21 protein-coding genes are annotated in these 24,474 nt (G+C 60.4%); 11 read left to right on the forward strand and 10 right to left on the reverse strand.

All coding sequences use genetic code 11. The features are described 5' to 3' along the window. Nucleotides 1-57: 57 nt before the first annotated feature. The 3 genes from der to ACQZ5N_RS17585 all read right to left on the reverse strand — a co-directional run bounded on the left by der (nt 58) and on the right by ACQZ5N_RS17585 (nt 3,031). On the reverse strand, nt 58-1,488 hold the full coding sequence (der, locus tag ACQZ5N_RS17575) for a ribosome biogenesis GTPase Der (RefSeq protein ID WP_059754235.1): 1,431 nt from the start codon (nt 1,486-1,488) through the stop codon (nt 58-60). 131 nt (nt 1,489-1,619) lie between these two features. Then, nucleotides 1,620-2,291 carry a tetratricopeptide repeat protein gene (locus ACQZ5N_RS17580; protein ID WP_448733637.1) on the reverse strand — a complete coding sequence of 224 codons (672 nt, stop codon included), beginning with the start codon at nt 2,289-2,291 and terminating at the stop codon, nt 1,620-1,622. Nucleotides 2,292-2,446: 155 nt separating this feature from the next. Next, on the reverse strand, nt 2,447-3,031 hold the full coding sequence (locus ACQZ5N_RS17585) for an NnrU family protein (RefSeq protein ID WP_125146610.1): 585 nt from the start codon (nt 3,029-3,031) through the stop codon (nt 2,447-2,449). Nucleotides 3,032-3,180: 149 nt separating this feature from the next. Here ACQZ5N_RS17585 and ACQZ5N_RS17590 point away from each other — a divergent pair, with 149 nt between their 5' ends. Beyond that, complete coding sequence (locus ACQZ5N_RS17590) at nt 3,181-4,164, forward strand: polysaccharide deacetylase family protein (RefSeq protein ID WP_448733638.1); 984 nt, start codon at nt 3,181-3,183, stop codon at nt 4,162-4,164. Between the two features lie 48 nt (nt 4,165-4,212). Here ACQZ5N_RS17590 and sbmA read toward each other — a convergent pair whose 3' ends face one another. From sbmA to ACQZ5N_RS17610, 4 genes are all read right to left on the reverse strand, one after another. After that, a complete protein-coding gene (gene sbmA / locus ACQZ5N_RS17595; protein WP_448733639.1) occupies nt 4,213-5,490 on the reverse strand; it encodes a peptide antibiotic transporter SbmA in 1,278 nt (425 codons plus the stop codon). A gap of 185 nt (nt 5,491-5,675) precedes the next feature. Further along, nucleotides 5,676-6,866 carry an MFS transporter gene (locus ACQZ5N_RS17600; RefSeq protein ID WP_448733640.1) on the reverse strand — a complete coding sequence of 397 codons (1,191 nt, stop codon included), beginning with the start codon at nt 6,864-6,866 and terminating at the stop codon, nt 5,676-5,678. A gap of 316 nt (nt 6,867-7,182) precedes the next feature. Next, complete coding sequence (gene map / locus ACQZ5N_RS17605; protein WP_065655656.1) at nt 7,183-7,935, reverse strand: type I methionyl aminopeptidase; 753 nt, start codon at nt 7,933-7,935, stop codon at nt 7,183-7,185. Between the two features lie 54 nt (nt 7,936-7,989). Beyond that, nucleotides 7,990-9,051 (reverse strand): LLM class flavin-dependent oxidoreductase, encoded by a 1,062-nt coding sequence (locus ACQZ5N_RS17610; protein WP_269831375.1) that lies wholly within the window; start codon nt 9,049-9,051, stop codon nt 7,990-7,992. 232 nt (nt 9,052-9,283) lie between these two features. Between ACQZ5N_RS17610 and ACQZ5N_RS17615 the strand changes: the two genes are divergently transcribed. The 5 genes from ACQZ5N_RS17615 (at nt 9,284) to ACQZ5N_RS17635 (ending at nt 16,226) form a co-directional block, all read left to right on the forward strand. After that, a complete protein-coding gene (locus ACQZ5N_RS17615; protein WP_059754597.1) occupies nt 9,284-10,060 on the forward strand; it encodes a 3-hydroxybutyrate dehydrogenase in 777 nt (258 codons plus the stop codon). A 138-nt stretch (nt 10,061-10,198) separates the two neighbouring features. Further along, nucleotides 10,199-11,668: a xanthine dehydrogenase small subunit gene (gene xdhA, locus ACQZ5N_RS17620; RefSeq protein ID WP_448733641.1), complete on the forward strand. Its 1,470-nt coding sequence runs from the start codon at nt 10,199-10,201 to the stop codon at nt 11,666-11,668. Nucleotides 11,669-11,671: 3 nt separating this feature from the next. Further along, complete coding sequence (xdhB, locus tag ACQZ5N_RS17625; protein ID WP_448733642.1) at nt 11,672-14,011, forward strand: xanthine dehydrogenase molybdopterin binding subunit; 2,340 nt, start codon at nt 11,672-11,674, stop codon at nt 14,009-14,011. Nucleotides 14,012-14,204: 193 nt separating this feature from the next. Then, entirely contained in the window at nt 14,205-15,059 is an 855-nt protein-coding gene (gene xdhC / locus ACQZ5N_RS17630) for a xanthine dehydrogenase accessory protein XdhC (protein WP_262533610.1), read from the forward strand. A 237-nt stretch (nt 15,060-15,296) separates the two neighbouring features. Then, nucleotides 15,297-16,226 (forward strand): LysR substrate-binding domain-containing protein, encoded by a 930-nt coding sequence (locus tag ACQZ5N_RS17635; protein WP_020810938.1) that lies wholly within the window; start codon nt 15,297-15,299, stop codon nt 16,224-16,226. On the opposite strand, the gene ACQZ5N_RS17640 is transcribed toward ACQZ5N_RS17635, so the two are convergent. Further along, nucleotides 16,202-16,540: a hypothetical protein gene (locus ACQZ5N_RS17640; protein ID WP_162936601.1), complete on the reverse strand. Its 339-nt coding sequence runs from the start codon at nt 16,538-16,540 to the stop codon at nt 16,202-16,204. The genes ACQZ5N_RS17635 and ACQZ5N_RS17640 overlap by 25 nt on opposite strands. Before the next feature lie 506 nt (nt 16,541-17,046). Between ACQZ5N_RS17640 and puuD the strand changes: the two genes are divergently transcribed. The 4 genes from puuD to ACQZ5N_RS17660 all read left to right on the forward strand — a co-directional run bounded on the left by puuD (nt 17,047) and on the right by ACQZ5N_RS17660 (nt 21,853). Further along, nucleotides 17,047-18,309 carry a urate hydroxylase PuuD gene (puuD, locus tag ACQZ5N_RS17645; protein WP_448733643.1) on the forward strand — a complete coding sequence of 421 codons (1,263 nt, stop codon included), beginning with the start codon at nt 17,047-17,049 and terminating at the stop codon, nt 18,307-18,309. Further along, nucleotides 18,306-19,616 carry a guanine deaminase gene (guaD, locus tag ACQZ5N_RS17650; protein ID WP_448733644.1) on the forward strand — a complete coding sequence of 437 codons (1,311 nt, stop codon included), beginning with the start codon at nt 18,306-18,308 and terminating at the stop codon, nt 19,614-19,616. The genes puuD and guaD overlap by 4 nt, the downstream gene beginning before the upstream one ends. A gap of 304 nt (nt 19,617-19,920) precedes the next feature. Next, on the forward strand, nt 19,921-20,640 hold the full coding sequence (locus ACQZ5N_RS17655) for a sulfite exporter TauE/SafE family protein (protein ID WP_448733661.1): 720 nt from the start codon (nt 19,921-19,923) through the stop codon (nt 20,638-20,640). Nucleotides 20,641-20,719: 79 nt separating this feature from the next. After that, entirely contained in the window at nt 20,720-21,853 is a 1,134-nt protein-coding gene (locus ACQZ5N_RS17660; protein WP_059754267.1) for an alpha-hydroxy acid oxidase, read from the forward strand. Between the two features lie 198 nt (nt 21,854-22,051). On the opposite strand, the gene ACQZ5N_RS17665 is transcribed toward ACQZ5N_RS17660, so the two are convergent. Beyond that, on the reverse strand, nt 22,052-22,396 hold the full coding sequence (locus tag ACQZ5N_RS17665) for a DMT family transporter (protein ID WP_003524247.1): 345 nt from the start codon (nt 22,394-22,396) through the stop codon (nt 22,052-22,054). Then, on the reverse strand, nt 22,393-22,977 hold the full coding sequence (locus ACQZ5N_RS17670) for a TetR/AcrR family transcriptional regulator (RefSeq protein WP_448733645.1): 585 nt from the start codon (nt 22,975-22,977) through the stop codon (nt 22,393-22,395). The genes ACQZ5N_RS17665 and ACQZ5N_RS17670 overlap by 4 nt, the downstream gene beginning before the upstream one ends. Nucleotides 22,978-23,166: 189 nt before the next feature. On the opposite strand from ACQZ5N_RS17670, the gene ACQZ5N_RS17675 reads away from it, so the two are divergent. Next, nucleotides 23,167-24,471 (forward strand): serine hydrolase, encoded by a 1,305-nt coding sequence (locus ACQZ5N_RS17675; RefSeq protein ID WP_448733662.1) that lies wholly within the window; start codon nt 23,167-23,169, stop codon nt 24,469-24,471. Nucleotides 24,472-24,474 lie beyond the last annotated feature (3 nt).

Here is a 24,474-nt window from a genome sequence, read left to right on the forward strand (position 1 = left end):
TCGGGCCATCTTCTCCCCGGCGGGGAGAAGAAACAGGCCGCGACGCCCTGCGTCAGATCATCGCCGCTTCTTCGCCTTGCTCTCGAACGGATTATCCGAACCCCGATAATGCACACGGATCGGCACGCCCGGCATGTCGAAATCCTTGCGCAGACCGTTCACCAGATAACGCGTATAGCTTTCCGGAATAGCTTCCGGCCGCGTGCAGGAAATCATGAAGGCCGGCGGGCGGGCCTTTACCTGCGTCATATATTTCAGCTTGAGACGACGGCCGGAAACGGCCGGCGGCGGATGCTGGGTCGTCTGCGAATCCAGCCAGCGGTTGAGGCGGGCGGTGGAGATGCGGCGGTTCCAGACCTTGTCGGTATCGATGATGTTCTGCATCAGCCGGTCGAGGCCATAACCCGTCTGGCCGGAAATCGGCACCGCGCGAATGCCGCGCGCCTGCGGCAGCAGACGCTCGGTCTTCTCGCGCAAATCGGCCAGATAGGCCTGCGGGTCTTCGACCAGGTCCCATTTGTTGAAGGCGAGCACGGCGGCGCGGCCTTCGCGGATGACGAGGTCGACCAGCTGCAAATCCTGCTTTTCGAAGGGAATGGTGCTGTCGAACACGATCACCACGGTTTCGGCAAAACGGATGGAGCGCAGCGAATCCGCCACCGAAAGCTTTTCCAGCTTCTCCGTCACCTTGGCCTTGCGGCGCATGCCGGCGGTATCGAACATCTTGATGGTGCGGCCGCGCCAGTCCCATTCGACCGAAATACTGTCGCGGGTAATGCCCGCTTCCGGGCCGGTCAGCAGCCGGTCTTCACCGAGAAAGCGGTTGATGAGCGTCGACTTGCCGGCATTCGGCCGGCCGATAATGGCGACGCGCAGCGGCTTGGTCTCGTCATAGACCGGCTCTTCGTCTTCTTCATCCTCGCTGCCCGGCTCGCTGCGCGGCAGAACGATATCCGTCTCTGCCTCATCCACTTCCGGCGGGAAAGCGACGTCTTCGCCGATTGCCTCGACAATGGCGTCGCGCAGGTCGATCATGCCCTGACCGTGTTCGGCCGAAATCGGGCACGGATCGCCGAGGCCGAGCGTGAAGGCGTCATAGAAACCGGCATCGGAACCGCGCGCTTCGGACTTGTTGGCCACCAGCACCACCGGCTTGCCGCGACGGCGCAGCATTTCGCCCAGCGTTTCATCGGCAGGCGTCAGGCCGGCCTTGGCGTCGACGACGAACAGCGTCACATCGGCTTCGTCGATTGCCGCTTCGGTCTGCGCCCACATGCGGCCCTGAAGCGTTTCCGGCCCGGATTGCTCCAGACCGGCGGTATCGATGATGGTGAAACGCAGGTCGACAAGCTTCGCCTCGCCGGGGCGGCGGTCGCGGGTCACACCCGGCGTATCGTCCACCAGCGCCAGCTTCTTTCCGACGAGACGGTTGAAAAGCGTGGACTTGCCGACATTGGGGCGCCCGACTATGGCGACGGTGAAGCTCATTGATCCTGGTTCCTTAAAGCACGTCTGCCCAAAACGTTACCTGTTTTGGGCAAAGGACATGCGTAAAATAATGAGTTGGATCGCTTTGGCAATGCGGAGAATGCCGGCGCGATCTTTGTCGGGCAGCCGTGTTAGGCAGCTTTGCCCGAAGCGGTGATATTGTCGAGCATGATCTGCGCGCGGTTCGTCACGTTGCGCGGCACCTGCGCGTCGCTGACGATCTGCTCGAACCATTGTTTGGCCTTGACGAAATCGCCGGCCTTGTAGGCGGCAAGACCCAGAGCTTCGCGGGCGGAAGCGCGCATGGTCTGGCCCTCAGTGCTGAGCGGCTCGGCCAGTGCGACGACCTGATCATAGGTGCCGTTGTCCACCAGCAGCCAGGCCGCGCGCACCTTGGCGGTATCGCGGAAGACCTGCGGCGCGGACGTATCGTTGCCAATGGCGGTGAAGGCGGCGATGGCGCCGGCCGCATCGCCCTTCTGCGACAGCAGCGTGGCCGAGCGGAACTTCGCCAGAACCGGATAATTGCCATGACCGGAGGTTTCGAGATCGGCGAAGGCCTTCAGCGCCTCATCCGTCTTGTTGTCCGAAGCGAGCTTCAGCGCCGCAAGGAATTGGTCGCCGGAATTGGAAGCGCGGCTGGTGTTCCAGTATTCGTAGATACCGGCGCCGGCGGCGCCGAGAACCACGAGAACGGCCGCACCCACGACCACGATACCGTAACGGCCCCAGAAGCGCGACAGCTGCTCGGAGCGGATCTGCTCGTTCACTTCGCGGATAAAGGTATCATTTTCGTTTGCCATCAAATTCTCCGTTACCCGCGCGGAGATCGTCGCCGATCCATCCGTTCGCGGACATACCAAGCCGCTTACCCGGGTCAGCAAAAGCAAGGCCGACCGGGTCATGGTCGGCCTTCTAGCCTATTTTGCCTGATATGTAAGGGGGAAACGTTGATTTCCTACAGGACGATGGGCTGAACGCCGATCAACCATTCGTGCAGTTTCAGGATGAAAGCACCCCAGAGAACGATGCCACCGACAATGGCCACCAGATCGTAGCGGCTTGAAACGAAGTCCCGGACCACCTTTTCGCCCGCTCTTTCCCGGCGCTTCAGCGAAATCCGCATCACCACGCCCCAGGCAAGGAACGATGCGAAAAGAAGGATCGAAGACGTCTCACCATTGGCCAGAAGATGCGCAAGCGCCCAAATCTTGACCGAGAGGATGAGCGGATGTTTCGTCTTCACTGCGATGTGGCCAGCCGGTATGAGGCTGGCGATAAGACAGATCATCGCCGGCAGCATCAGGGTCACGGCGAGATGGCTCGTCCAGACAGGCGGATACCACAACATTCCGGTTTCCTGCCGCGCTTCGCCGAAGGCATAGATGACGAGGCCGAGCGTGATGAGGCTGACGAGGGAATAGACGCCCTTGAAGGGGCCTTCACCCATCGTCGCGATCATCCGCGCGCGAAATTGCGGTGCGACCACCTTCAAAAGATGCGTCAGCAGGAACAAGGCAAGACAGAGTGCGAGAAAAAGCATGAAACACGGTCCCCCGGTGGAACGAAGCGGCCCTATCACCGCAGTTGAGAACAGGAATTAGGCCGAAAGTCATGAAAACGCCAGACTATTCAAAGCTTCGCCTTATTCCACCCGCAAAAGGCCACGGTGTTTCATATGACGGATAACTGATGTTTCGCTCACTTGCCGCCTTTTCCCTGTCGCTTCTCGCCGCCCTTCCCGCTTTTGCCGAAGAGGCTGAGAAGCCGAAGCAGCTCGTCATCGTGTCCTTCGACGGTGCGGGCGACAATACGCTGTGGGAAAGAAGCCGGGCGACGGGCAAGCAAGTCGGCGCGCATTTTACCTATTTCCTTGCCTGCACGCTGGTAATGGACAGGAAGACCAGCGCCAAGACCTATCAGGGGCCCGGCCAGAAGGCGGGTCGTTCCAATGTCGGTTTCGGCCAGTCGCCCGAAGAGGTGGAGGCAAGGCTCAGAAACATCTGGGCCGCCTATCGCGAAGGTCACGAGATCGGCAACCACACCTGCGGCCATTTCGATGGCGGGCAATGGACCGCCGAACAATGGGACGGCGAATTCACCACCTTCACCAGCACGCTGGAAAACGCCTGGCAGATGATCGGCAAGAAAGGCGAGGAACCCGAAGGCTGGCGCGAGATGGTAAAAAAGATCAATGGTTTTCGCGCGCCCTATCTCTCGCAGGGGCCGGCGCTGACCGAAGCGCAGAAAAAGCACCGTTTCGTTTATGACGCCACCAGCATCACCAAGGGACCGGAATGGCCGGTGGAGCGCGACGGCATAGAGCATTTCGGCCTGCCGCTCATTCCGGAAGGTCCGGGCAACCGCCCGATCATCGCCATGGACTACAATCTCTTCATCCGCCACTCCATCGGCGTCGAGACGCCTGATCGTTCGAAGGAATTCGAGGAGCGCGCCTATACGGCCTTCCGCAATGCATTCGACAGGCAATATAATGGCGAGCGCATTCCGCTGCAGATGGGCTTTCACTTCGTGAAGATGAATGGCGGCGCCTATTGGAACGCCTATGAACGGCTGCTGCGCGAAGTCTGCGGCAGGCAGGATGTTGCCTGTGTAAGCTATGCCGAGGCGATGCCGATGATCGAGGCGCGGAAGAAACAGAAGACCGAGGGGTGAACTTCCCCTCATGCAAAAAGGCGGCCGATTGGCCGCCTTTTTGTTTGCTCAGGGGCGGTTGGCCGCCAGTTCACCTTCTTCCGCTTCGCGGCGCAGATAACGCATGTCGATATCCGGCAGCGGCTTGTCATCGATCGCTGCTTCGAAGGCCACAAGACGTTTGTGGATAGAAAGCAGTTCGATGATCGTCGACCAGTAATTCACCAGATACTGGAAGGAATTGCTGACCTCACCGAAGGCCGTGGCGATCTGCTGCCAGATGCCCATGGTGATCCGCCCGGCAACGAATGTCGGGATCAGGATGAAGTTCAGGAAGATCGCATCGAGCTGACCGTAGGAATAACGTGCCACGTTGAAATAGAGATAGTGCCAGTACATGCGGAAATAGTTTCTGCGCACGTTGGCGAACAGCTCCCGCACCGTTACGGGATCGGCCCGGTCGGCATGGTCCTCGCCATAAACCAGCTCCTTGCGATATGCCGCCTCCACGCGCTGGTTGCGGAAGTTAAGCCCCGGCAGCTTGATACCGGCAAGCGCAAGCAGCGCGGTGCCGAAGATCGACCAGACGATCGCCAGCCAGAAAAGCGCGTGCGGAATGGCGCCAATCACCGGCAGGTCGCCCACATGTTCGGACATGCGGAACAAAAGCGGCAGGAACACCACCAGCGTCATCACGGAATTGATGAGCGTGACGCCCAGCCCTTCGAGAATATTGGCGAACCGCATCGTATCTTCCTGGATACGCTGGGATGCACCCTCGATATGGCGCAGCTTGTCCCATTTCGACATGTAGTAGTCGTTCATGGCCGTACGCCAGCGGAACACATAATGGTTGGTGAAGAAGGCGGTCACCACATTCATCACCACGCCGACAGCGCCGATCTCGAGGAACTTGAGCTGATAATCGTAAAACTGCGCGGCCGTCACGTCGCCCTGCTTGGCGAGCGCATTCTGCAGGAGATCGAAGAATGGGCCGCGCCAGTTGTTCAGCGCCACGGAAACCTGCACCGCAAAATAGGCGATGAAAATGATAAAGGCCGATCCCCAGATGGACCATGCGGTCCATGGGTGATCCTTCGCGATCAACTGCCATGCAATGCCGAATATTGCGACGAAGATCGTGAAATAGAGATAGAACCAAAGATTGTCGGGCGAGAAGAAGTAGGCGAGCCCGATGGGCGCGGTCTGTCCGGGCGCCAATGGCGGCAGGCCAATGGCCGCGCCGATCTGCGGGCCGACACTGTACCAGACAACGATGCACACGATTGTCCACAGCGCGGCCGACGTGAAGAAGATTTTCGGTTTGGGAAAGAAGGAATGAAACACGTTTCGAACTCACGCGCGTTTGAAATCAGCCATTATTGGCGAAGCACTTATTGGCCCGAACCTAGGGCAGAAATTTGTGCACAGCAATGAAGAAGCGCTGACCTTAACAAGATGTAAGGCGCAGAGAGTTGCGCGATCCCCGCAAAACAGCGTGAATTCGGGCCGGTCAGGACGTCGTCAGAGACTTAACGCCGCCGCTCCGTGGCAAGCACCGGCAGCATCAGAACAATACTGACGACGAGCACGGCCGAAGCGAGAATGCTGGGCGCGGTGAAACTTCCCGTCGCCTCGGCAATCCAGCCGGCGGCAAGCGGCCCAACGATCTGGCCCGTGCCGAAAGCAGCCGTCATCAACGCAAAGGCGCGACGCGGGCTCGGCCCGGCAAACTCCCGGCCGAGCTGCAGGCCATAAGCGGTGATGACCATGAAGGTCAGCCCGAGAAGCAGGCCTCCGGCGAGAACACCCGGCACCGGCGGCAGCATGACGGAAGCGAAGACGCCGACGGCTTCGACGGCAAGAACGATGACGAAGGCGCGTTTCAGCCCCTGCGATTTCAGCACCGGTTTCCAGAGGAAAAGCGAAATGGCGGCGGCGCAGCCGGTGATGAACCAGGCCAGAAACTCCACGAAAGCACCGGCGGCGGCCATGCGGGCGATTGCCACGATGAAGGTGGCGGTGATGACGTAACCGAAGCCGAAAAGCCCATAGGCCAGCGTCGTCAGGAAGAGCGGCCGCGTCCAGTGGAGCGGCGGTTCCGCCACAGAGGATGCATGTCGCGGCGGGCCTGCGGGCAGCACCCGCCAGACGAGAATGAACGTGATGAAGGAAAAGACAGCGCCTGCGATCCACTCCTCCCGCCACGAGGAACCGCCGCCGTCAAAAACGACGCCGATCAGATAGACCGCAAGCGAGGAGATCGCGATGCCGGCACCGACGCCGCCATAATGCAGCGCCTGAACGCTGTCCCTGCCCGCCTTGACGGCATGGCCGATAACGATCTGCGAGGTGAAGATCATGGTGAGCGCACTGGCGACACCGGCCAGAAACCGGATGACGGTGAAAGCCGCGACGGAGTTGAAAGCTGCCATGGCAAGCAACAATGCCCCGGTGGCAAACAGGCCGCAAAGCGCCACCGGCCGTTCCCGTCCCGAACCCCATGAATAGGCCGCCAGAACCGCCCCCGCCAGATACCCGGCGAAGTTACCCGCCGCCACGATCCCCGCATCCCCCGCCGAGAGCGGAACATCCGCCATCATGCCCGGCAGAATGGGGGTGAAGGAAAAGCGGCCGAAACCCATGGCGGAGGCCATCATCAGCGCCCCGGAAAATCCAAGTGCAGTCAGATGTTTGGCGGAAAGTGGCTTGTCGATGCTCATGCATGGCTTATCGCAACGGGGCGGATAAGGGACAAGCGAGTTATTTTGATCGGCCTTATAAGCGGTCGTTATCTGTCATGAATGTTCGGATGTTGCCGCTTGTTCTTCTCCCCGCCGGAGAGAAGGTGGCCCGAAGGGTCGGATGAGGGGGCAAGCTCTCCGAATCCAGTGAGGGCGCCCCCTCATCCCGCTGCCGCGGACTTCTCCCCCTCGGGGAGAAGAAACAAGGGGCACCCGCTCGCCTCACTCAGGAGCCAAGGCGAGGCAATGGACATTTGTAATTTGCCCTTGATAGACCGAACTCAGTCCCCGCTCCTCACTCAGCGAGCGTCAGCACCAGCGGCCCGTTCTTGGTCGCAACCACGGTGTGCTCATACTGCACCGTCGGCGCGCTCGGATCGCTATAGAGCGTCCATGGATCGTCATCGCCATCCTCGGCCCAATAGGCGCCCGTCGAAAGAAACGGCTCGACGGTAAACACCATGCCTTCCTGCATGATGCGCCGCTCGTCCTTGTCCGGCCAGGTCGCCAGTTCCTTCGGCTCCTCGTGCAGCGAGCGGCCGATGCCGTGGCTGGCGAGATTGGTGATCAGCGTATAGCGGTTCTTCTTGGCGAAAGCGCCGATGGCATTGCCGATATCGGCAAAAGGCCGGCCGGTCTTCACCTGCTGCAGGCCCGTCCACATGGCGCGCTTGCCATCGCGGCAGAGGCGCTCGATGTCCTTCTTCACCGGCGGCACGGCGAAAGACGAACCGGTATCGCCGAAAAAGCCGTTCTTTACCGCCGAAACATCGATATTGACGAGATCGCCCGCCTTGATGATGCGGGGACCCGGAATGCCATGGGCCACTTCCTCGTTGACGCTGATGCAGGTCGCGCCGGGAAACTTGTAGCAGAATTCCGGCGCCGATTGCGCGCCGTTATCCTCCAGCACCTTGCGGCCAATAGCATCAAGCTCGGCCGTGGTGATGCCGGGTTCCAGCGCGTCCGCCATGGTCTGCATCGCGACGGCGCACAAACGGCCGATGTCCTTCAGCAGAACCAGTTCTTCTTCGGTGGAAATGACCATGTCTCTGTCCGTCGTTCTGTATGGCGGGTCTCAAAACGCCCGCCTTGGCAATCATCAGGCCGTGGCTTTCACCGGATCGGCGCTCCCCGTCAATTCTTTTCTGACGATAGGGGCGACTTTCGTACCATAAAGCTCGATGCCGCGCATGATCTGATCGTGCGGCATCAGGCCGATGGCCATCTGCAGCAGGAAGCGGTCATTCCTGAACACGCCATGCGCCTTGATGATCTTTTCCGCCACGAGCTCCGGCTCACCGAGGAAGAGATTGCCCTCCGGCCCGCGTGCGGCGTCGAAATGCGCGCGGTTCGTCGGCCCCCAGCCACGCTCGCGGCCGATGCGGTTCATCACCTCCGCCTGCGGGCCGTAAAACTGGTCCGCCGCCTTGTCGGTGGTGTCGGCAATGAAGCCGTGCACATTGATGCTGGTGCGCAGCTTGGTCTTTTCCTGCCCGGCGCGGCGCGCGGCCTCATGATAGAGATCGAACAGCGGCGCAAAGCGGCGATATTCACCGCCGATGATGGCAAGCGCCACCGGCAGACCCATGGCGCCTGCCCGCGCCACCGATTGCGGCGTGCCGCCAACCGCGATCCACACCGGCAAACGCTCCTGCAGGGGACGCGGATAAACGCCACGCCCGTGAATGGCTGGGTGCTTGGTGCCGGACCAGGTGACGATTTCCTGCTCCCGCAGCGCCAAAAGCAAATCGAGCTTTTCGGCGAAGAGCACGTCGTAATCCTCAAGATCGTAACCGAACAGCGGGTAGGATTCGATGAAGGACCCGCGCCCGGCCATGATTTCGGCGCGGCCGTTCGACAGGAGATCGACGGTCGAAAACTGCTGGAACACCCGCACCGGATCGTCCGAACTCAGCACCGAAACGGCGCTCGTCAGGCGAATATTCTTCGTCTTCACCGCCGCCGCCGCGAGCACGGTGGAGGGCGAGGAGACTACATAATCCGGACGGTGATGCTCCCCGAGGCCAAAGACATCGAGCCCGACCTGATCGGCAAGCTCGATCTCTTCGATGAGTTCCCGCAGCCGGCGCGCGCCTTCCGGCCCACGGCCATCGGCGGGGTTGGGATTGACATCCGCGAATGTGTAAAGACCGAGTTCCATAGATGATACCTCTGTTTGCTTGCCTCAGAGATAGGGACGGAAGCCCCGGCAGGCAAATACAGAATCTGGCGCAAAATCTGGATGCTTAGCTTCGAAAAAATGGATGGGCGCGGCCTGTTTGACCGCGCCACCGAGTTCCCACGAAATGGCGCCCGAAATGGCGATTGCCAGCCCGCCCCCTTTGGGCATAACTTGCTTAAACATGTGCGAAGTAATGCAAAAAGGGGAAAGCATGCATCGGACAGTTATCGTGACGGGCTCTACAAGCGGTATCGGCCTTGCGATTGCGCAGCGATTTGCGCGGGAGGGCGCCAATATTGTGCTGAACGGTTTCGGCGATGAGGACGAGATCGAAAAACTGCGCCTTTTGCTGGAAGCGGAAAGCGGCGGGCGTGTGCTTTATCACCCCGCGGATATGACGAAACCGGACGAGATCGCCGATCTCATCAATTCCGCCAACGAAAAACTCGGCTCTGTGGATGTGCTCGTCAACAATGCCGGCATCCAGCATATCGCGCCCATCGAGGAATTTCCGCCGGAGAAATGGGACTGGATCATCGCCATCAATCTGACCAGTTCCTTCCATACCATGCGGGCTGCGATACCGCTGATGAAGAAAGCCGGAAAAGGCCGTATCATCAACATCGCATCCGCCCACGGTCTCGTCGCCTCGCCATTCAAATCGGCCTATGTGGCGGCCAAGCACGGCATCATGGGCCTGACGAAGACGGCGGCGCTCGAGCTTGCCCAGACCGGGGTTACCGTCAATGCCATCTGTCCGGGTTATGTGCTGACCCCGCTCGTCGAAAAGCAGATACCGGAAATGGCGAAGGTGCGCGGCATCAGCGAAGAGGCGGTGAAGAACGACGTGATGCTGGAATTGCAGGCAACCAAGCAGTTCGTCACCGTCGACGATGTGGCCGCCGCCGCGCTGTTTCTGGCAAGCGATGCCGCAAGCAACATCACCGGCACCCATATTTCCGTGGATGGCGGCTGGACGGCGCAATAATTGCCGAACTTTCTTTCCTTTTTGGAAGCAATGAATTGCCAAAACGGAAATCGATATACGCCTGCGGGCGTGCATATGATGCGCAGGGATAATGACAAGAAACCGGCTCGGCAGCCGGTCAAAAAAGCAGGGCATTGCATGAACGACGCGATCAGCTTCATCCTCAACAGCGAAACCATCTCGCTGAAGGATTTCGGACCGACAGACACACTTCTCGATTATCTCCGCATCAGCAAGCGGTTGACCGGGACCAAGGAAGGCTGCGCCGAAGGCGATTGCGGCGCCTGCACGGTGCTGGTCGGGCGGCTGCTGGACGGTTCGCTGCGTTATGAAAGCGTCAATGCCTGTATCCGTTTTCTGGGCTCGCTGCATGGCACCCATATCGTGACGGTCGAGCATCTGGCCGCCCGCGATGGCACGCTTCACCCCGTGCAGCAGGCGATGGTGGATTTCCACGGCTCGCAATGCGGTTTCTGCACGCCGGGCTTCATCATGTCGCTTTACGGTCTCTGGCTTTCCAGTGAAAACCCCGGCCGCGCCGACATTGAAAAGGCGCTGCAAGGCAATCTCTGTCGATGCACGGGTTATGAGCCGATCGTGCGCGCCGCCGAAAAGATCGCCGCTGCCCGCCCGAGCGCCCTCTTCGACCCGCTGCAACGCGACCGCACCGATATCATGGCAAGGCTCTGGGCCATTCGCGCCAATGAGACGATCACCGTCACCCACGGCGAGGACCGCACCATCATTCCGGCGACACTGGCCGAACTGACCGAGATTTACGCTGCTGAACCAAAGGCGACCATCGTGGCTGGCTCCACCGATGTCGGCCTGTGGGTGACGAAGCAGATGCGGGCGCTGAACCCGGTGATCTTCATCAACAATCTCGGGGATCTGCAAACCATCACCGCGGATGAGGACGGCGTAACACTCGGCGCCGGCGTCACCTACAGCCAGGCCTTCAAGACCATTGCAAACCATTTTCCGCCGCTTGCCCGGCTGTTCGACCGCCTTGGCGGCGAGCAGGTTCGCAATATGGGCACCATCGGCGGCAATATCGCCAACGGCTCCCCCATCGGCGACACGCCGCCGGCGCTGATCGCGCTCGGGGCGACGCTGACCTTGCGATCCTCCTCCGGTAACCGTAGCCTGCCGCTGGAAAGCTATTTCATCGATTACGGCAAACAGGACCGGCTGAGCGGCGAATTCGTCGAAAAGCTCTTCATTCCGTTCCAGAAGCCGGAAAGCCTCTATGCCGTCTACAAGATTTCCAAGCGCCGCGACGAGGATATTTCCGCGCTCTGCGGCGCCTTCAACCTGACGCTCGATGCCGATGGCGCGGTCGAAGACATCCGCATCGCCTTCGGTGGCATGGCCGGCACACCCAAACGCGCCGCACATCTGGAGGCAGCCCTTCTCGGCAAGCCATGGCGCCAAGAAACGATCGATGCGGCGCGCGATGTGCTGGACGAGGATTTCACCCCGCTGACCGACTGGCGGGCGACTGCCGAATATCGGCAACTGACGGCCAAGAACCTGCTAACGCGGTTTTTCCTCGAGACTTCGGGGCAAAAGCAGGAACTTGTGCGTTTTGTACTGGAGGAGGCTTGAACCATGGACACCACAAGCTTCGACAAGACCAAGGCCGAAATCGACGGCCCGATGCACGCTTCGCTCCGGCACGATTCCGCCCATAAGCATGTGACCGGCAGCGCCGAATATATCGACGATATTCCCGAACCCGCCGGACTGATCCACGGCGCGCTTGGCCTTTCCGACCGGGCACATGCCGAAATCGTCTCGATGGACCTCTCGGAAGTGGAAAAAACACCCGGCGTGCTCTGGGTCATGGTTGCCAAGGACGTGCCCGGCGAAAACGACATCTCTTCCGGCGGCCGTCACGACGAACCGCTGCTGGCCGAAACCAAGGTGGAATTCCACGGCCAGCCGATCTTCGCGGTTTTTGCCGAAACCCGCGATATTGCCAGAAAGGCGGCCCGCAAGGCGAAGATCACCTATAAGGACCTGCCGCATTTCACCGATATCGACACGGCGATTGAAAATGGCGGCGCGCTGGTCATCGATCCGATGACGCTTAAGCGCGGCGATGCCAAGATCGAAATGGATGTCGCACCCCGCCGCCTCACCGGCACCATGCGGATCGGCGGGCAGGAGCATTTTTATCTCGAAAGCCACATCGCCATGGCCGTGCCGGGCGAGGATGACGAGGTAACGCTGTGGAGCTCCACCCAGCATCCGAGCGAAATCCAGCACATTGTCAGCCATATGCTTCAGGTGCCATCCAATGCCGTCACGGTGCAGGTGCGCCGCATGGGCGGCGGTTTCGGCGGCAAGGAAACGCAGGGCAACCAGTTCGCCGCCCTCTGCGCCATCGCCGCCAAGAAGCTGAATCGGGCCGTGAAAATCCGCCCGGACCGCGACGAGGACATGACGGCAACTGGCAAACGCCACGATTTCCGCGTCGATTACGAACTTGGCTTCGATGAGGAAGGCCGCATCCACGCCGTCGACGCCACCTATGCCGCCCGCTGCGGCTTTTCCTCCGATCTCTCCGGCCCGGTGACAGACCGCGCCCTGTTTCACGCCGATTCCAGCTATTTCTATCCGCATGTGCACCTCACCTCGCGGCCGCTGAAAACCCACACGGTCTCCAACACCGCCTTTCGCGGTTTCGGCGGCCCACAGGGCATGCTGGGCGCGGAACGTTTCATCGAGGAAATCGCCTATGCGGTGGGCAAGGATCCGCTCGATATCCGCAAGCTGAATTTCTACGGCGAGACCGGCTCAGGCCGCACCACGACGCCCTATCATCAGGAGGTCGAGGACAATATCATCGCCCGCATCGTCGAGGAGCTGGAAACCTCCAGCGACTATCGCGCCCGGCGAGACGCCATCATCGAGTTCAACAAAACGAGCCCGATCATCCGCAAGGGCATCGCGCTCACCCCTGTCAAATTCGGCATCTCCTTCACCATGACCGCCTTCAATCAGGCGGGTGCGCTGGTGCATATCTATAATGACGGCTCCATCCACCTGAACCATGGCGGCACCGAAATGGGTCAGGGCCTTTACACCAAGGTGGCGCAGGTGGTGGCCGATGCCTTCCAGGTGGATATCGGCCGGGTGAAGATAACGGCAACGACCACCGGCAAGGTGCCGAACACCTCGGCCACCGCCGCCTCCTCCGGCACCGACCTCAACGGTATGGCGGCCTATGATGCCGCCCGTCAAATCCGCGAAAGGCTGGTCAAATTCGCCGCCGAGAACTGGAACGTGCCCGAAGAGGAAGTCGTCTTTCTGCCGAACCGGGTGCGCATCGGCCTTGAGGAAATCGCCTTCAACGACTTCATCAAAAAGGCCTATTTCGCCCGCGTGCAGCTTTCCGCCGCCGGTTTTTACAAGACGCCGAAAATCCACTGGGACCGCGCCGCCGGCCGTGGCACGCCGTTTTATTATTTCGCCTATGGCGCGGCCTGCTCGGAAGTGTCGATCGATACGCTGACCGGCGAATATATGATGGAACGCACCGATATCCTCCACGATGTCGGCAAGTCGTTGAACCCGGCCATCGATATCGGCCAGATCGAGGGCGCCTTCGTGCAGGGCATGGGTTGGCTGACGACCGAGGAATTATGGTGGGACGGCAAGGGACGGCTGCGCACCCACGCGCCTTCCACCTACAAAATCCCGCTCGCCTCCGACCGGCCGAAGAGTTTCAACGTCAGGCTGGCGGAATGGGCGGAAAATGCCGAACCCACCATTGGCCGCTCCAAGGCCGTGGGCGAGCCGCCCTTCATGCTGGCGATCTCGGTTCTCGAAGCCCTCTCCATGGCGGTCGCCTCCGTCGCCGACTACAAGGTCTGCCCGCGGCTTGACGCGCCGGCAACGCCGGAGCGGGTTCTGATGGCGGTGGAACGGCTGAAGAAGGTGTGAGGGGGAGTATCCATGCGGCCAAGCCCCCTCATCCGGCCCTTCGGGCCACCTTCTCCCCGGCGGGGAGAAGAAATCTGCCGCACCGTCGCGGCAATTCAAAAGGCTTTTGGTAGCAGCGGGGAGCGTGCGGGAACTTTCTTCTCCCCGTCGGGGAGAAGGTGGCCCGAAGGGCCGGATGAGGGGGCCAGCACCAATGCCTGACACCTCCTTGCCCTCTTTCCTCACCCGCTCCCCCGCTACGATCCTCGTGGAAATCGAGGCCGTGAAAGGGTCCTCCCCACGTGAGGCCGGAACCTTCATGCTGGTCTCGCAAGACGGCCTGTGGGAAACCATTGGCGGCGGGCAGTTCGAATATATGGCCATAGACCACGCCCGAGCCATGCTGCGGAGCGGTGTTACCGAAGACCGCATGGATATTCCGCTTGGCCCGGAAATCGGCCAGTGCTGCGGCGGCCGCACCCTGCTCCGGTTCCGGCTGATAACGGCGGAAATCGCGGCAGCGCTGGAGGCGAGACTAAAGGGCGAGGCCGAGCAGCAGCCGGCCGTCTTCATTTTCGGGGCGGGCCATGTCGGCAAGGCGCTGGCTGAAGCGCTGTCGCTGCTACCCCTGACGCTGACAGTGGTGGAAACGCGGGAAAACGAACTGCACGATCTTCCAGTGAACGTCGCATCCGTGCTGACCCCCATGCCGGAGGCGCTCGTCGCGAAAATCCCGGCAAACGGGGCGGCCATCATCGTTACCCACGATCACGCGCTCGATTTCCTCATCGCGAAGGAAGCGCTCGCCAGCGACGATCTCGCCTATGTCGGCATGATCGGCTCGAAGACCAAACGCGCCACCTTCGCCCATTGGCTGGAGCGGGAGGGAGAGCCCCTGTCCCGCCTTGCAAAGCTCATCCTGCCCATCGGCGGCAACAGCGTCAGGGACAAGCGGCCTGCGATCATAGCGGCCCTTGTGGCAGCCGAGTTGTTGCAAGAATTTTCCGCTGCCGAAATCCGTCGCAGCGAAAATCGACACGGCCATCCTCAAGGCCAAGATCACGCCTGAGCCCGTCCGGCAGGCTTTCATCCGCCAGATTGTCCGGTGCAAGGCTTTCAAGAGTAAACCGTTCCGCTGTCTGCAGGCCCGCACGCAGGCGGGACCACGCGCGCAAGAGTGCTGTGCGCATGTTCGTCTCCATTCAAAAATGTCAGAAGCTCAGTTGATGAATTGAGCTAAAAATGCTCTGTTTTCCGGAGAAAAACCAATGAAACCTTCGGCAATTGGCATAAAGAGAACTTATCCATGAAAATGTCCCGCCAGTTTCCCCTGAACGCCCTGCGGGTGTTCGAAGCTGCCGCAAGGCATCTGAGCTTCACCAAGGCCGGCGAAGAGCTGGGCATGACCCAGACGGCGGTGAGCTATCAGGTGAAACTGCTGGAGGAGAATATCGGCGAGCCGCTCTTCATCAGAAAGGCGCGGCAGGTCTCACTGACGGAGGCCGGGCAGAAACTCGCGCCGAAAGTCGCGGAAGCCTTCAACAATCTGCGGGAGGCCGTCGACAATGTGCGCGACACATCCGACGCGACCCTGACAATCCATTCCACCGCTACCTTCGCCTCGCGCTGGCTTTCGCGGCATCTGGGTGCTTTCCAGCTTGAACATCCCTCGATTGCCGTGCGGCTCGACACATCAAGCGCTTTGATCGATTTCTCCCAGTCCGATTGCGATGTCGCCATTCGCTGGAGCAAAGATAACGGCAAAGGGCTGATCTATCATCAATTGCTGCGCGGCGTTTATACGCCGATGCTGCATCCGGGCCTTGCCGAAAGCATCGGCGGATTGCACAAGCCGGAAGACCTGCTGCGCCTGCGCATCATCGATCCCGGCGATATCTGGTGGAGCCAATGGTTTCGGGAAGTGGGTGTTGAAAATCCCGGCCTTGACCGTTATCCCCGCAGCCGCCTCAATGTGCAGGCCTTCGAAGCCGCCGCCGCAATCGCCAGCCAGGGGGTGGCCATGCTCACCCCTGAACTCTATGCCGATGAGATTGCGCTCGGCCGCCTTTATCAACCCTTCGAGCACCTTAGCAGCGAAGGAAAGAACTATTGGCTGGTCTACCCCGAAAACCGCAGGAACATTCGCAAGATAAGGCTGTTCCGCGACTGGATATTGAAGCGGATCGAGGAAAGCCGGCCGCAGCAACTGCCTCAAAACCCCATGTCCGGCGCATAAAAACAGCGCGGCGTGTCCTCATCCGGAAACAGGCAGAGGTGATATTCGCCATCCTCGGATCGTCTTGCTTCGCGCTGCGACCAGTTGAAGACATGGCGTCGCGTGACCATGCGGTGATCGCCGGGTGCGAGCGAGACCTCGTAACCGTCAGGCGTGACACGAACACTGCGCGTGGGAATCATCTGGCAGTCGCCGGTTTCGGCGTCGCCATTGCAGCAATAGCTTTCATATTTGAACCCCTTGTGGGATTCATGGGCAAGCGCGGTGGCGCTGAACGCCAAAAGCAGGAAGAGGACCGTCAGAACAAGGCGCATCGGCATGGTCTCCGTTGAAACAACGGCGGCTGCCGGAAGATCATTGCGTCCCTTTATTCAAATTTCACATCAACACCCACCCGGACACAACGGCGCCGGGAACTGCGATACCTGCCCCCTGATCTGCCCCCACCCAGGGTTCGCAGCGCCCGCTTTCGGAAGAACCGCCAGCGAAACATGTCATGGAAGCCCTGCGCATCGGCGTAAAACCGGAATGGATTTCCGGCAAGGCGCCCCGCAGGACTCCGCAGCCTTATATTTTAGCACATCGGCAGACTGCACAAAGGATAATAGCTGAGTCGCGTTAGCCAGCTAAGCACAAACTATGCGACAGGAATGAGCGGCTGCAACTTTACCGGGCCAACCCACCTGCACGGGCGAACTCAACTGAGATTGCGGACACAAAGGCGCCAGATTGTGAACAATCGCCTCCTGCCCTCTGCTTTTCCCTTTCCTAAAGGTCAATTTTCTCGCAAGGTGCGCTGCACAAGGATCAGGGGAACCGCATGTACGAATATGCCATTGCGTGGGAATGGATGGCCTTTGCCGTCCGCTGGCTCCACGTCATCACCGCCATCGCCTGGATCGGCTCATCCTTCTATTTCATCGCGCTCGATCTCGGGCTGGTCAAACGGCCGCATCTGCCGCCGGGGGCCTATGGCGAGGAATGGCAGGTGCATGGCGGCGGTTTTTACCACATCCAGAAATATCTGGTTGCGCCTGCCCAGATGCCCGAGCACCTGACATGGTTCAAATGGGAAAGCTACGTCACCTGGCTTTCCGGCTTCGCCATGCTCTGCATCGTTTATTATGGCGGCGCCGATCTCTTCCTCATCGACCATTCGGTGCTGGCGCTTACCCAGTTCCAGGCCATCTGTCTGTCGCTCGCTTCGCTTGCCATCGGCTGGCTGTTTTACGATTTCCTCTGCAAATCGCCGCTCGGCAACAATACCTGGGGCCTGATGATCGTGCTCTATGTCGCGCTGGTGGCGATGGCATGGGGTTATACGCAGGTCTTCACCGGCCGTGCCGCCTTCCTGCATCTCGGTGCCTTCACCGCCACCATCATGTCAGCGAATGTGTTTTTCATCATCATCCCCAACCAGAAGATCGTCGTCGCCGACCTGATCGCCGGGCGCACGCCGGACCCGAAATATGGTCGCATCGCCAAGCAGCGCTCGCTGCACAACAACTACCTGACGCTGCCCGTCATCTTCTTCATGCTGTCGAACCATTATCCGCTGGCCTTTGCCACGCAGTTTAACTGGATCATCGCCGCACTCGTCTTCCTGATGGGCGTCACCATCCGCCACTGGTTCAACACCACCCATGCCCGCAAGGGCAAGCCGACTTGGACCTGGCTGCTGACCGCCCTCATCTTCATCGTCATCATGTGGCTTTCCACCGTGCCGAAGGTGCTGACCGGCGAGGAGGAGCAGAAGGCAGCGACGCTTTCGCCGATGCAGCAGCAATTCGTCGCCGACGCCCATTTCGCCAAGGCGCGTGATGTGGTTCAAGGCCGCTGTTCCATGTGTCATGCGGCCGAGCCGGTGTGGGAAGGCGTGCCGTTCACACCGAAATCGGTGAAGCTCGAAACCGACGAGCAGATCGCCGCCCATGCGCGTGAAATCTATTTGCAAGCCGGCCGCAGCCATGCCATGCCTCCCGGCAACATCACCGCCATCACCCCGGATGAGCGCAAGGTGCTGACCGCCTGGTACGAAAGCGCGGTTTCCGGGGCCGTAAAAGCCGAAGGAAAGACTGAATGAGCATGGTTCTGCTGCGTGGCCGCCTGCTGAGCTTCCGCCGCGCGCCGCTCGCAATCGACGATACGCAAAGCTATCTCTATATCGAAGACGGTGGCCTGCTGATCGAAGACGGCAGGATCGCCGCCATCGGCGACTACGCCGATATCCGCAAGCAAGCCCCCGAAGACATCAAGGAAAAGGACCACCGGCCGCATCTCATCGTGCCGGGCCTCATCGACATGCACCTGCATTTCCCGCAGATGCAGGTCATCGGCTCCTATGCCGCCAATCTGCTGGAATGGCTGAACACCTATACTTTCCCCGAAGAATGCCGCTTCGTCGAAAGCGCCCATGCCCAGCGCATCGCCACGCATTTCTACGACGAGTTGCTGCGCCACGGCACCACCACGGCCGCCGCTTATTGCTCCGTGCACAAGACCTCCGCCGACGCCTTCTTCACTGAGGCCATGAAGCGCAACATGCTGATGGTGGGCGGCAAGGTGATGATGGACCGCAACGCCCCGCAGGGCCTGCTGGACACGCCGGAAACCTCCTATGACGAGACGCGTCAGGTCATCGCCGACTGGCACGGCAAGGGCCGTAACCACGTCGCCATCACGCCGCGCTTCGCCATCACCTCCACCCCGAAGCAGATGGAAGCCGCCCAGGCGCTGGCGCAGGAATTTCCCGATCTCTTCATCCAGACGCATCTCTCGGAAAATCTCGACGAGATCAAATATACCTGCGAACTTTATCCCGAAGCGACCGACTATACCGATATCTATGTGCGCTACGGACTGATGGGAAAAAAGACCCTGCTCGGCCACGCCATCCACCTCTCCGAGCGCGAGGCGGACGTGCTGTCGGAAACCGGCGCGGTGGCCGTACATTGCCCCACCTCAAACCTCTTCATCGGCTCCGGCCTCTTCCCGATGAAAAAGCTGCAGCGGCGCGAAAAGCCTGTTCGTATCGCGGTTGCGACCGATATCGGCGGCGGATCGAGCTATTCCATGCTGCGCACCATGGACGAGGCCTACAAGATCCAGCAATTGCTGGGCGAGCGCCTCAACCCGCTGGAAAGCTGGTATCTGATGACCCGCGGCAATGCCGAGGCCCTCTCGATGGTCGACCGGATCGGCACGCTGGATGCCGGCACGGACGCAGACATCACCGTGCTGAACGCTTCCTCGACACCCGCCATGGCGCTGAAGATGGAAGTGGTGAACAGCCTGACGGAAGAACTCTTCCTGATGCTGACCATGGGCGACGACCGCACGGTGGTGGAAACCTATGTGGCCGGCAGGGCGATGAAGAGTGTGCTGGCATAGTTCGGCTGGGGCCGAAACATTTGCTCATGGCCTCATGTATCAGTGGCCTATCAAATCGAGCGGGTGCCGCTTGTTTCTTCTCCCCGCCGGGGAGAAGTCCGCGGCAGCGGGATGAGGGGGCCAGCTCTCGATTTATCACCGACGTTGCCCCCTCATCCGACCCTTCGGGCCACCTTCTCCCCGGCGGGGAGAAGAAACCGTGCCGCACCCGCTCGCTTCAAATGACTGGCTGGCATCACCCGGCCGAAATGCGAATGACCTCTGGAGTGCGCCCTTGCCGGATTTAGACACAACCACCATGCTGATGGTTTTTGCCACCTTCACCGTCGCGGGCATCGTCAAGGGGGTGACCGGCATGGGACTGCCCACCGTCGCCATGGGCGTGCTCGGCCTGTTCATGCCGCCCGTCCTTGCCGCAGGGCTGCTGATCCTGCCCTCCTTCGTTACCAATATCTGGCAATTGCTGGCCGGGCCGGATTTCAGGGCCATCGTCGCCCGTCTATGGCCGATGATGATCGCCATCGCCGCCGGCACTCTCATCGGCATCCGGCTGATGACGGCAGGCACCGGCATCTGGACCACCTCGGCACTCGGATTATGCCTTGCTGCTTATGCGGCCTACAGCCTCTTCGCCAAACCCCTCTCCGTTCCGGCACGGCTGGAATCCAGGCTCTCGCCGGCCATCGGGCTGACAACCGGCCTGCTGACCGGCGGCACCGGAATTTTCGTCGTGCCCGCCGTGCCCTATATCCAGTCGCTCGGTTTCAACCGCGACGATCTCGTGCAGGCGCTCGGCCTTTCCTTCACGGTTTCGACCGTTGCACTTGCCGCCGGCCTAGCCTCGCAAGGTGCCTTCCGCGTCGAGCATCTGTCGCTTTCCGCACTCGCGGTGCTGCCCGCGCTTCTCGGCATGTGGCTCGGCCAGAAGATCCGTAACATCGTCAGCCCGGCCACATTCCGGCGCTGGTTCCTCATCTGCCTGCTTTTATTGGGAGCCGAGCTGTTTTTGCGGGCTTTCTGGTGATGAAACCTGTCGATTTTGATGTTGCAGCCGTCCCATTCATGTTATGTGAAGCCATCATTCAAATGTGAAGGCTTTATCCATGGGCAAAATCCTGACCATAGCTGACCTGAAGCAACAGGCTCAGCGCCGCGTGCCAAAAATGTTTTTCGACTATGCCGATAGCGGCGCATGGACGGAAGGCACCTACCGCGCCAATGAGGATGATTTTTCCAAGATAAAGCTGCGCCAGCGCGTGCTGGTGGATATGACCGACCGGTCGCTTGCCACCGAAATGGTCGGCGAGAAGGTTTCGATGCCGGTCGCGCTCTCCCCCACCGGCCTGACCGGCATGCAGCACGCCGATGGCGAAATGCTGGCCGCAAAAGCAGCCGAAGAATTCGGCGTGCCTTTCACGCTTTCCACCATGAGCATCTGCTCGATCGAAGATGTCGCTTCCGTCACCTCGAAACCCTTTTGGTTCCAGCTTTACGTGATGAAGGATCGGGACTTCGTCAACAATCTCATCGACCGGGCGAAGGCCGCCGGCTGCTCGGCGCTGGTGCTGACGCTCGACCTGCAAATTCTCGGCCAGCGCCACAAGGATTTGCGCAACGGCCTCTCCGCACCGCCGAAATTCACCCCGAAACACATCTGGCAGATGGCGACCCGGCCGAAATGGTGCATGGACATGGCTCGCACCAAGCGCCGCAGCTTCGGTAACATCGTCGGTCATGCGAAAAATGTCTCCGACCTCTCCTCGCTCTCCTCCTGGACGGCGGAGCAGTTCGATCCGCGCCTGTCGTGGAAGGATGTCGAATGGATCAAGGAACGCTGGGGCGGCAAGCTCATCCTCAAGGGCATCCTTGACGAGGAAGATGCACGCGCCTCGCTCGATACCGGCGCTGACGCCATCATCGTCTCCAACCATGGCGGCCGCCAGCTCGACGGCGCGCACTCCTCCATCGCCATGTTGCCGAAGATCGTCGATGCCGTCGGCGACAGGGTCGAGGTGCATATGGATGGCGGCATCCGCTCCGGTCAGGACGTGCTGAAGGCCGTGGCGCTCGGCGCCAAAGGCACCTATATCGGCCGCCCCTTCCTCTATGGCCTCGGTGCCGATGGCAAGCAGGGCGTGACAACGGCGCTGGAGATCATCCGCAAGGAGATGGATGTCAGCATGGCGCTTTGCGGCAAAAGGCTGATTACGGATGTGGACCGCAGCGTTCTGGCGTGATGGTGACGCTGTAGCAGGTGAGGTGATGCCTCAGAGCCGGCGTCTCAGAAAGTCCGTACGCTGCCTCCCTCATCCCTGTGCTTGTCACAGGGATCCAGCCAGCCCAAGTCCTTGGGCTGAAAGAAAGTCCCTCCGTCGCGCAGACGCGCGCCGGCTGGTTTCCTGTGACAAGCACAGGAATGAGGTGGAGAGGCCCTATCAATGCCCCACCGTCTTCGAAAATACATTCACGATCACCACCCCCGTCACGATAAACCCGAGGCCGACGACAGCGGCGATATCCAGCGCCTGGCGGAACACGAAATAACCGATACCGGAAATCAGCACGATGCCGAGCCCGCTCCAGATCGCATAGGCCACGCCCACCGGCAGCGCCCGCAGCGTGAACGACAGCAGATAAAAGGCCGCACCGTAAAACAGCGCCATCAGCACCGTCGGCAACAGCCGGGTGAACTGCTGCGACTGCTGCAGGAACGAGGTGGCGATGACCTCGCAGACAATGGCCGCGACGAGCGCCCCGTAGGTGAAGATAGCCGCGTTCATTGTTCCATTTCCTTTTTCGTCTGCGCGATCATCCGGGCTCTGAGAGCCGCCCTGTCGCCACCTTCCCTGCCGTCATCGGCCAGAAGATCGGCAAACCAGATGCCGTCAGCCGCTAGCCTTACGAGTTCCAATACCACCCCCTCATCCGTTTCCTTATGACGGATGAGACGTCCTTCGAACCAGCTGGTCCACATGCGCCTGAGCGACGGTTCACCAACCATCGACACCGATAACGCCGCCCATTGCCTGCCCGATTCCCGGTCGCGATCGGCGAAAACCGCGTTCACATAGGCCCTCGTGAAGCATCCGTAAGCTTCACAATCCTGTGAGATGAGCGCATCGATTTCCGCGTCCAGCGCCGAAAGAAGGTCCGCCATCACCGCCTCCAGCAAAGCCTGCTTGGAGGCGAAATGATGAAACAACCCACCCTTCGTCACCCCGGCGGCATCCGCCACCGCCTGCACGGAAAGTGCTGCAACACCCTGTTCGGCAGCGAGTTTCGACGCGCAATCGAGAAGACTGCGGCGAACGATCTCAGGCTGCTTTTTCCGTTCATGTGCATTTTTCATGTTTCGGAACATACCGGACGGTTGGTTTCTTTGCAAGGAAATTGTGAGGCCCGCCGCCGCCTTGAAATTCATACTTAATTAAGCATGAAAGCGATCTCTAAAGTTTTAGCGGTTTTGTTGCCGGAAAGTGTCAGTAAAACTTCGCTCATCGCGGCGGCCGAACAAAAGGGGTGGATCATGTCGGGAACGATCAAACGGGGAATGGCGGGCGCATGGGTCTTCGCACTCGCCTTCTTTTGCGCGATCCTCTCATTGCAGGCATCGCCTGCCCAAGCCGGTTACGCCCATTTCATCATGGATGCCAATACCGGCAAGGTTCTGGCCGCCCGCAATGCCGATGTGCTGAACCACCCCGCTTCGCTCACCAAGATGATGACGCTCTACATGACCTTCGAAGCGCTGCATGCCGGCCGGCTTCGCTGGGACCAGAAGATAAAGATGTCCAAGAACGGTGCAGCCGTTATCCCCTCGAAGCTTTATGTGCGCCAGGGGCAGACCTTCACCGTGCGCGAGGCGGTCTACGGCATGATCGTCAAATCCGCCAATGACATGGCGGAAGGCATGGGCGATCATCTCGGCGGCTCCGAGGCAAGGTTCGCCGAGATGATGACCCGCAAGGCCCGCCAGCTCGGCATGACGAAAACGGTGTTCCGCAACGCTTCCGGCCTGCCCAGCAAATCGCAGGTGACGACGGCGCGCGACATGGCGAAACTCGGCCTGGCGCTGCAGCGCGACTTTCCCAAGGAATATGGCCTCTTCGCCATGGAATCCTTCAGTTTCCGAGGCAAGCGCATCCGTGGCCATAACAATCTGATGTATCGTTATCAGGGCATGGACGGCATCAAGACCGGTTATACCAATGCCTCCGGCTTCAACCTCGTCAGCGCCGTCAATCACAATGGTCGCCGCGTCGTCGGCGTGGTGCTGGGCGGCAAGACGGCGCGTAGCCGCGATGCGCAGATGGCCGCCCTTCTCGACAAGGCCGTGCCGCAGGCATCGAGAAGCCGCAACACCGAACAGCTCGTCGCCAGCGCCAATGTCAGCCGCACCTTTGCTGTGACGCCCGCAGCCGCGCCCACGGCCTCAGTAACCCCCACCTCCATACCATTGCCGATGTTCGCCGAACGCCGCCAAGATCCGGTCGCCATGCAGATCGCCACGGCGAATAACCAGATGGCCGACATGATGCAGGTTTCGGCCATCCCGCGGCCGGCCCCCGCGGCAGCCTCCGTCAGCCAGCCCACGGGCCAGAGAAGCCGCTGGGAAGTGCAGATCGCCGCCACCGACAGCGAAGCCGCCGCCCGCACGCTGCTCGCCAATGCCCGCTCCAACATCGCCGGAAATTATGCCGGGATCGCTCCCTATACCGAAGCCGTGCAAAGCGGATCGGCGACCCTCTACCGCGCCCGTTTCACCGGCTTCGAAGACCAGTCTTCGGCGGTTTCTGCCTGCAAGGAACTGAAGGCGCAATCTTATTCCTGCGTGGTGATGACCAGCGAGGGGTGAGGA

Source organism: Agrobacterium sp. 22-221-1, assembly GCF_053522445.1.

What these genes read in the sequence shown, in the direction of transcription:
- der (WP_059754235.1), bottom strand. Translation starts at nt 1,488, where the DNA reads ATGAGCTTCACCGTCGCCATAGTCGGGCGCCCCAATGTCGGCAAGTCC.
- ACQZ5N_RS17580 (WP_448733637.1), bottom strand. Translation starts at nt 2,291, where the DNA reads ATGGCAAACGAAAATGATACCTTTATCCGCGAAGTGAACGAGCAGATC.
- ACQZ5N_RS17585 (WP_125146610.1), bottom strand. Translation starts at nt 3,031, where the DNA reads ATGCTTTTTCTCGCACTCTGTCTTGCCTTGTTCCTGCTGACGCATCTT.
- ACQZ5N_RS17590 (WP_448733638.1), top strand. Translation starts at nt 3,181, where the DNA reads ATGTTTCGCTCACTTGCCGCCTTTTCCCTGTCGCTTCTCGCCGCCCTT.
- ACQZ5N_RS17600 (WP_448733640.1), bottom strand. Translation starts at nt 6,866, where the DNA reads ATGAGCATCGACAAGCCACTTTCCGCCAAACATCTGACTGCACTTGGA.
- map (WP_065655656.1), bottom strand. Translation starts at nt 7,935, where the DNA reads ATGGTCATTTCCACCGAAGAAGAACTGGTTCTGCTGAAGGACATCGGC.
- ACQZ5N_RS17610 (WP_269831375.1), bottom strand. Translation starts at nt 9,051, where the DNA reads ATGGAACTCGGTCTTTACACATTCGCGGATGTCAATCCCAACCCCGCC.
- ACQZ5N_RS17615 (WP_059754597.1), top strand. Translation starts at nt 9,284, where the DNA reads ATGCATCGGACAGTTATCGTGACGGGCTCTACAAGCGGTATCGGCCTT.
- xdhA (WP_448733641.1), top strand. Translation starts at nt 10,199, where the DNA reads ATGAACGACGCGATCAGCTTCATCCTCAACAGCGAAACCATCTCGCTG.
- xdhB (WP_448733642.1), top strand. Translation starts at nt 11,672, where the DNA reads ATGGACACCACAAGCTTCGACAAGACCAAGGCCGAAATCGACGGCCCG.
- xdhC (WP_262533610.1), top strand. Translation starts at nt 14,205, where the DNA reads ATGCCTGACACCTCCTTGCCCTCTTTCCTCACCCGCTCCCCCGCTACG.
- ACQZ5N_RS17635 (WP_020810938.1), top strand. Translation starts at nt 15,297, where the DNA reads ATGAAAATGTCCCGCCAGTTTCCCCTGAACGCCCTGCGGGTGTTCGAA.
- ACQZ5N_RS17640 (WP_162936601.1), bottom strand. Translation starts at nt 16,540, where the DNA reads ATGCGCCTTGTTCTGACGGTCCTCTTCCTGCTTTTGGCGTTCAGCGCC.
- puuD (WP_448733643.1), top strand. Translation starts at nt 17,047, where the DNA reads ATGTACGAATATGCCATTGCGTGGGAATGGATGGCCTTTGCCGTCCGC.
- guaD (WP_448733644.1), top strand. Translation starts at nt 18,306, where the DNA reads ATGAGCATGGTTCTGCTGCGTGGCCGCCTGCTGAGCTTCCGCCGCGCG.
- ACQZ5N_RS17655 (WP_448733661.1), top strand. Translation starts at nt 19,921, where the DNA reads ATGGTTTTTGCCACCTTCACCGTCGCGGGCATCGTCAAGGGGGTGACC.
- ACQZ5N_RS17660 (WP_059754267.1), top strand. Translation starts at nt 20,720, where the DNA reads ATGGGCAAAATCCTGACCATAGCTGACCTGAAGCAACAGGCTCAGCGC.
- ACQZ5N_RS17665 (WP_003524247.1), bottom strand. Translation starts at nt 22,396, where the DNA reads ATGAACGCGGCTATCTTCACCTACGGGGCGCTCGTCGCGGCCATTGTC.
- ACQZ5N_RS17670 (WP_448733645.1), bottom strand. Translation starts at nt 22,977, where the DNA reads ATGTTCCGAAACATGAAAAATGCACATGAACGGAAAAAGCAGCCTGAG.
- ACQZ5N_RS17675 (WP_448733662.1), top strand. Translation starts at nt 23,167, where the DNA reads ATGGCGGGCGCATGGGTCTTCGCACTCGCCTTCTTTTGCGCGATCCTC.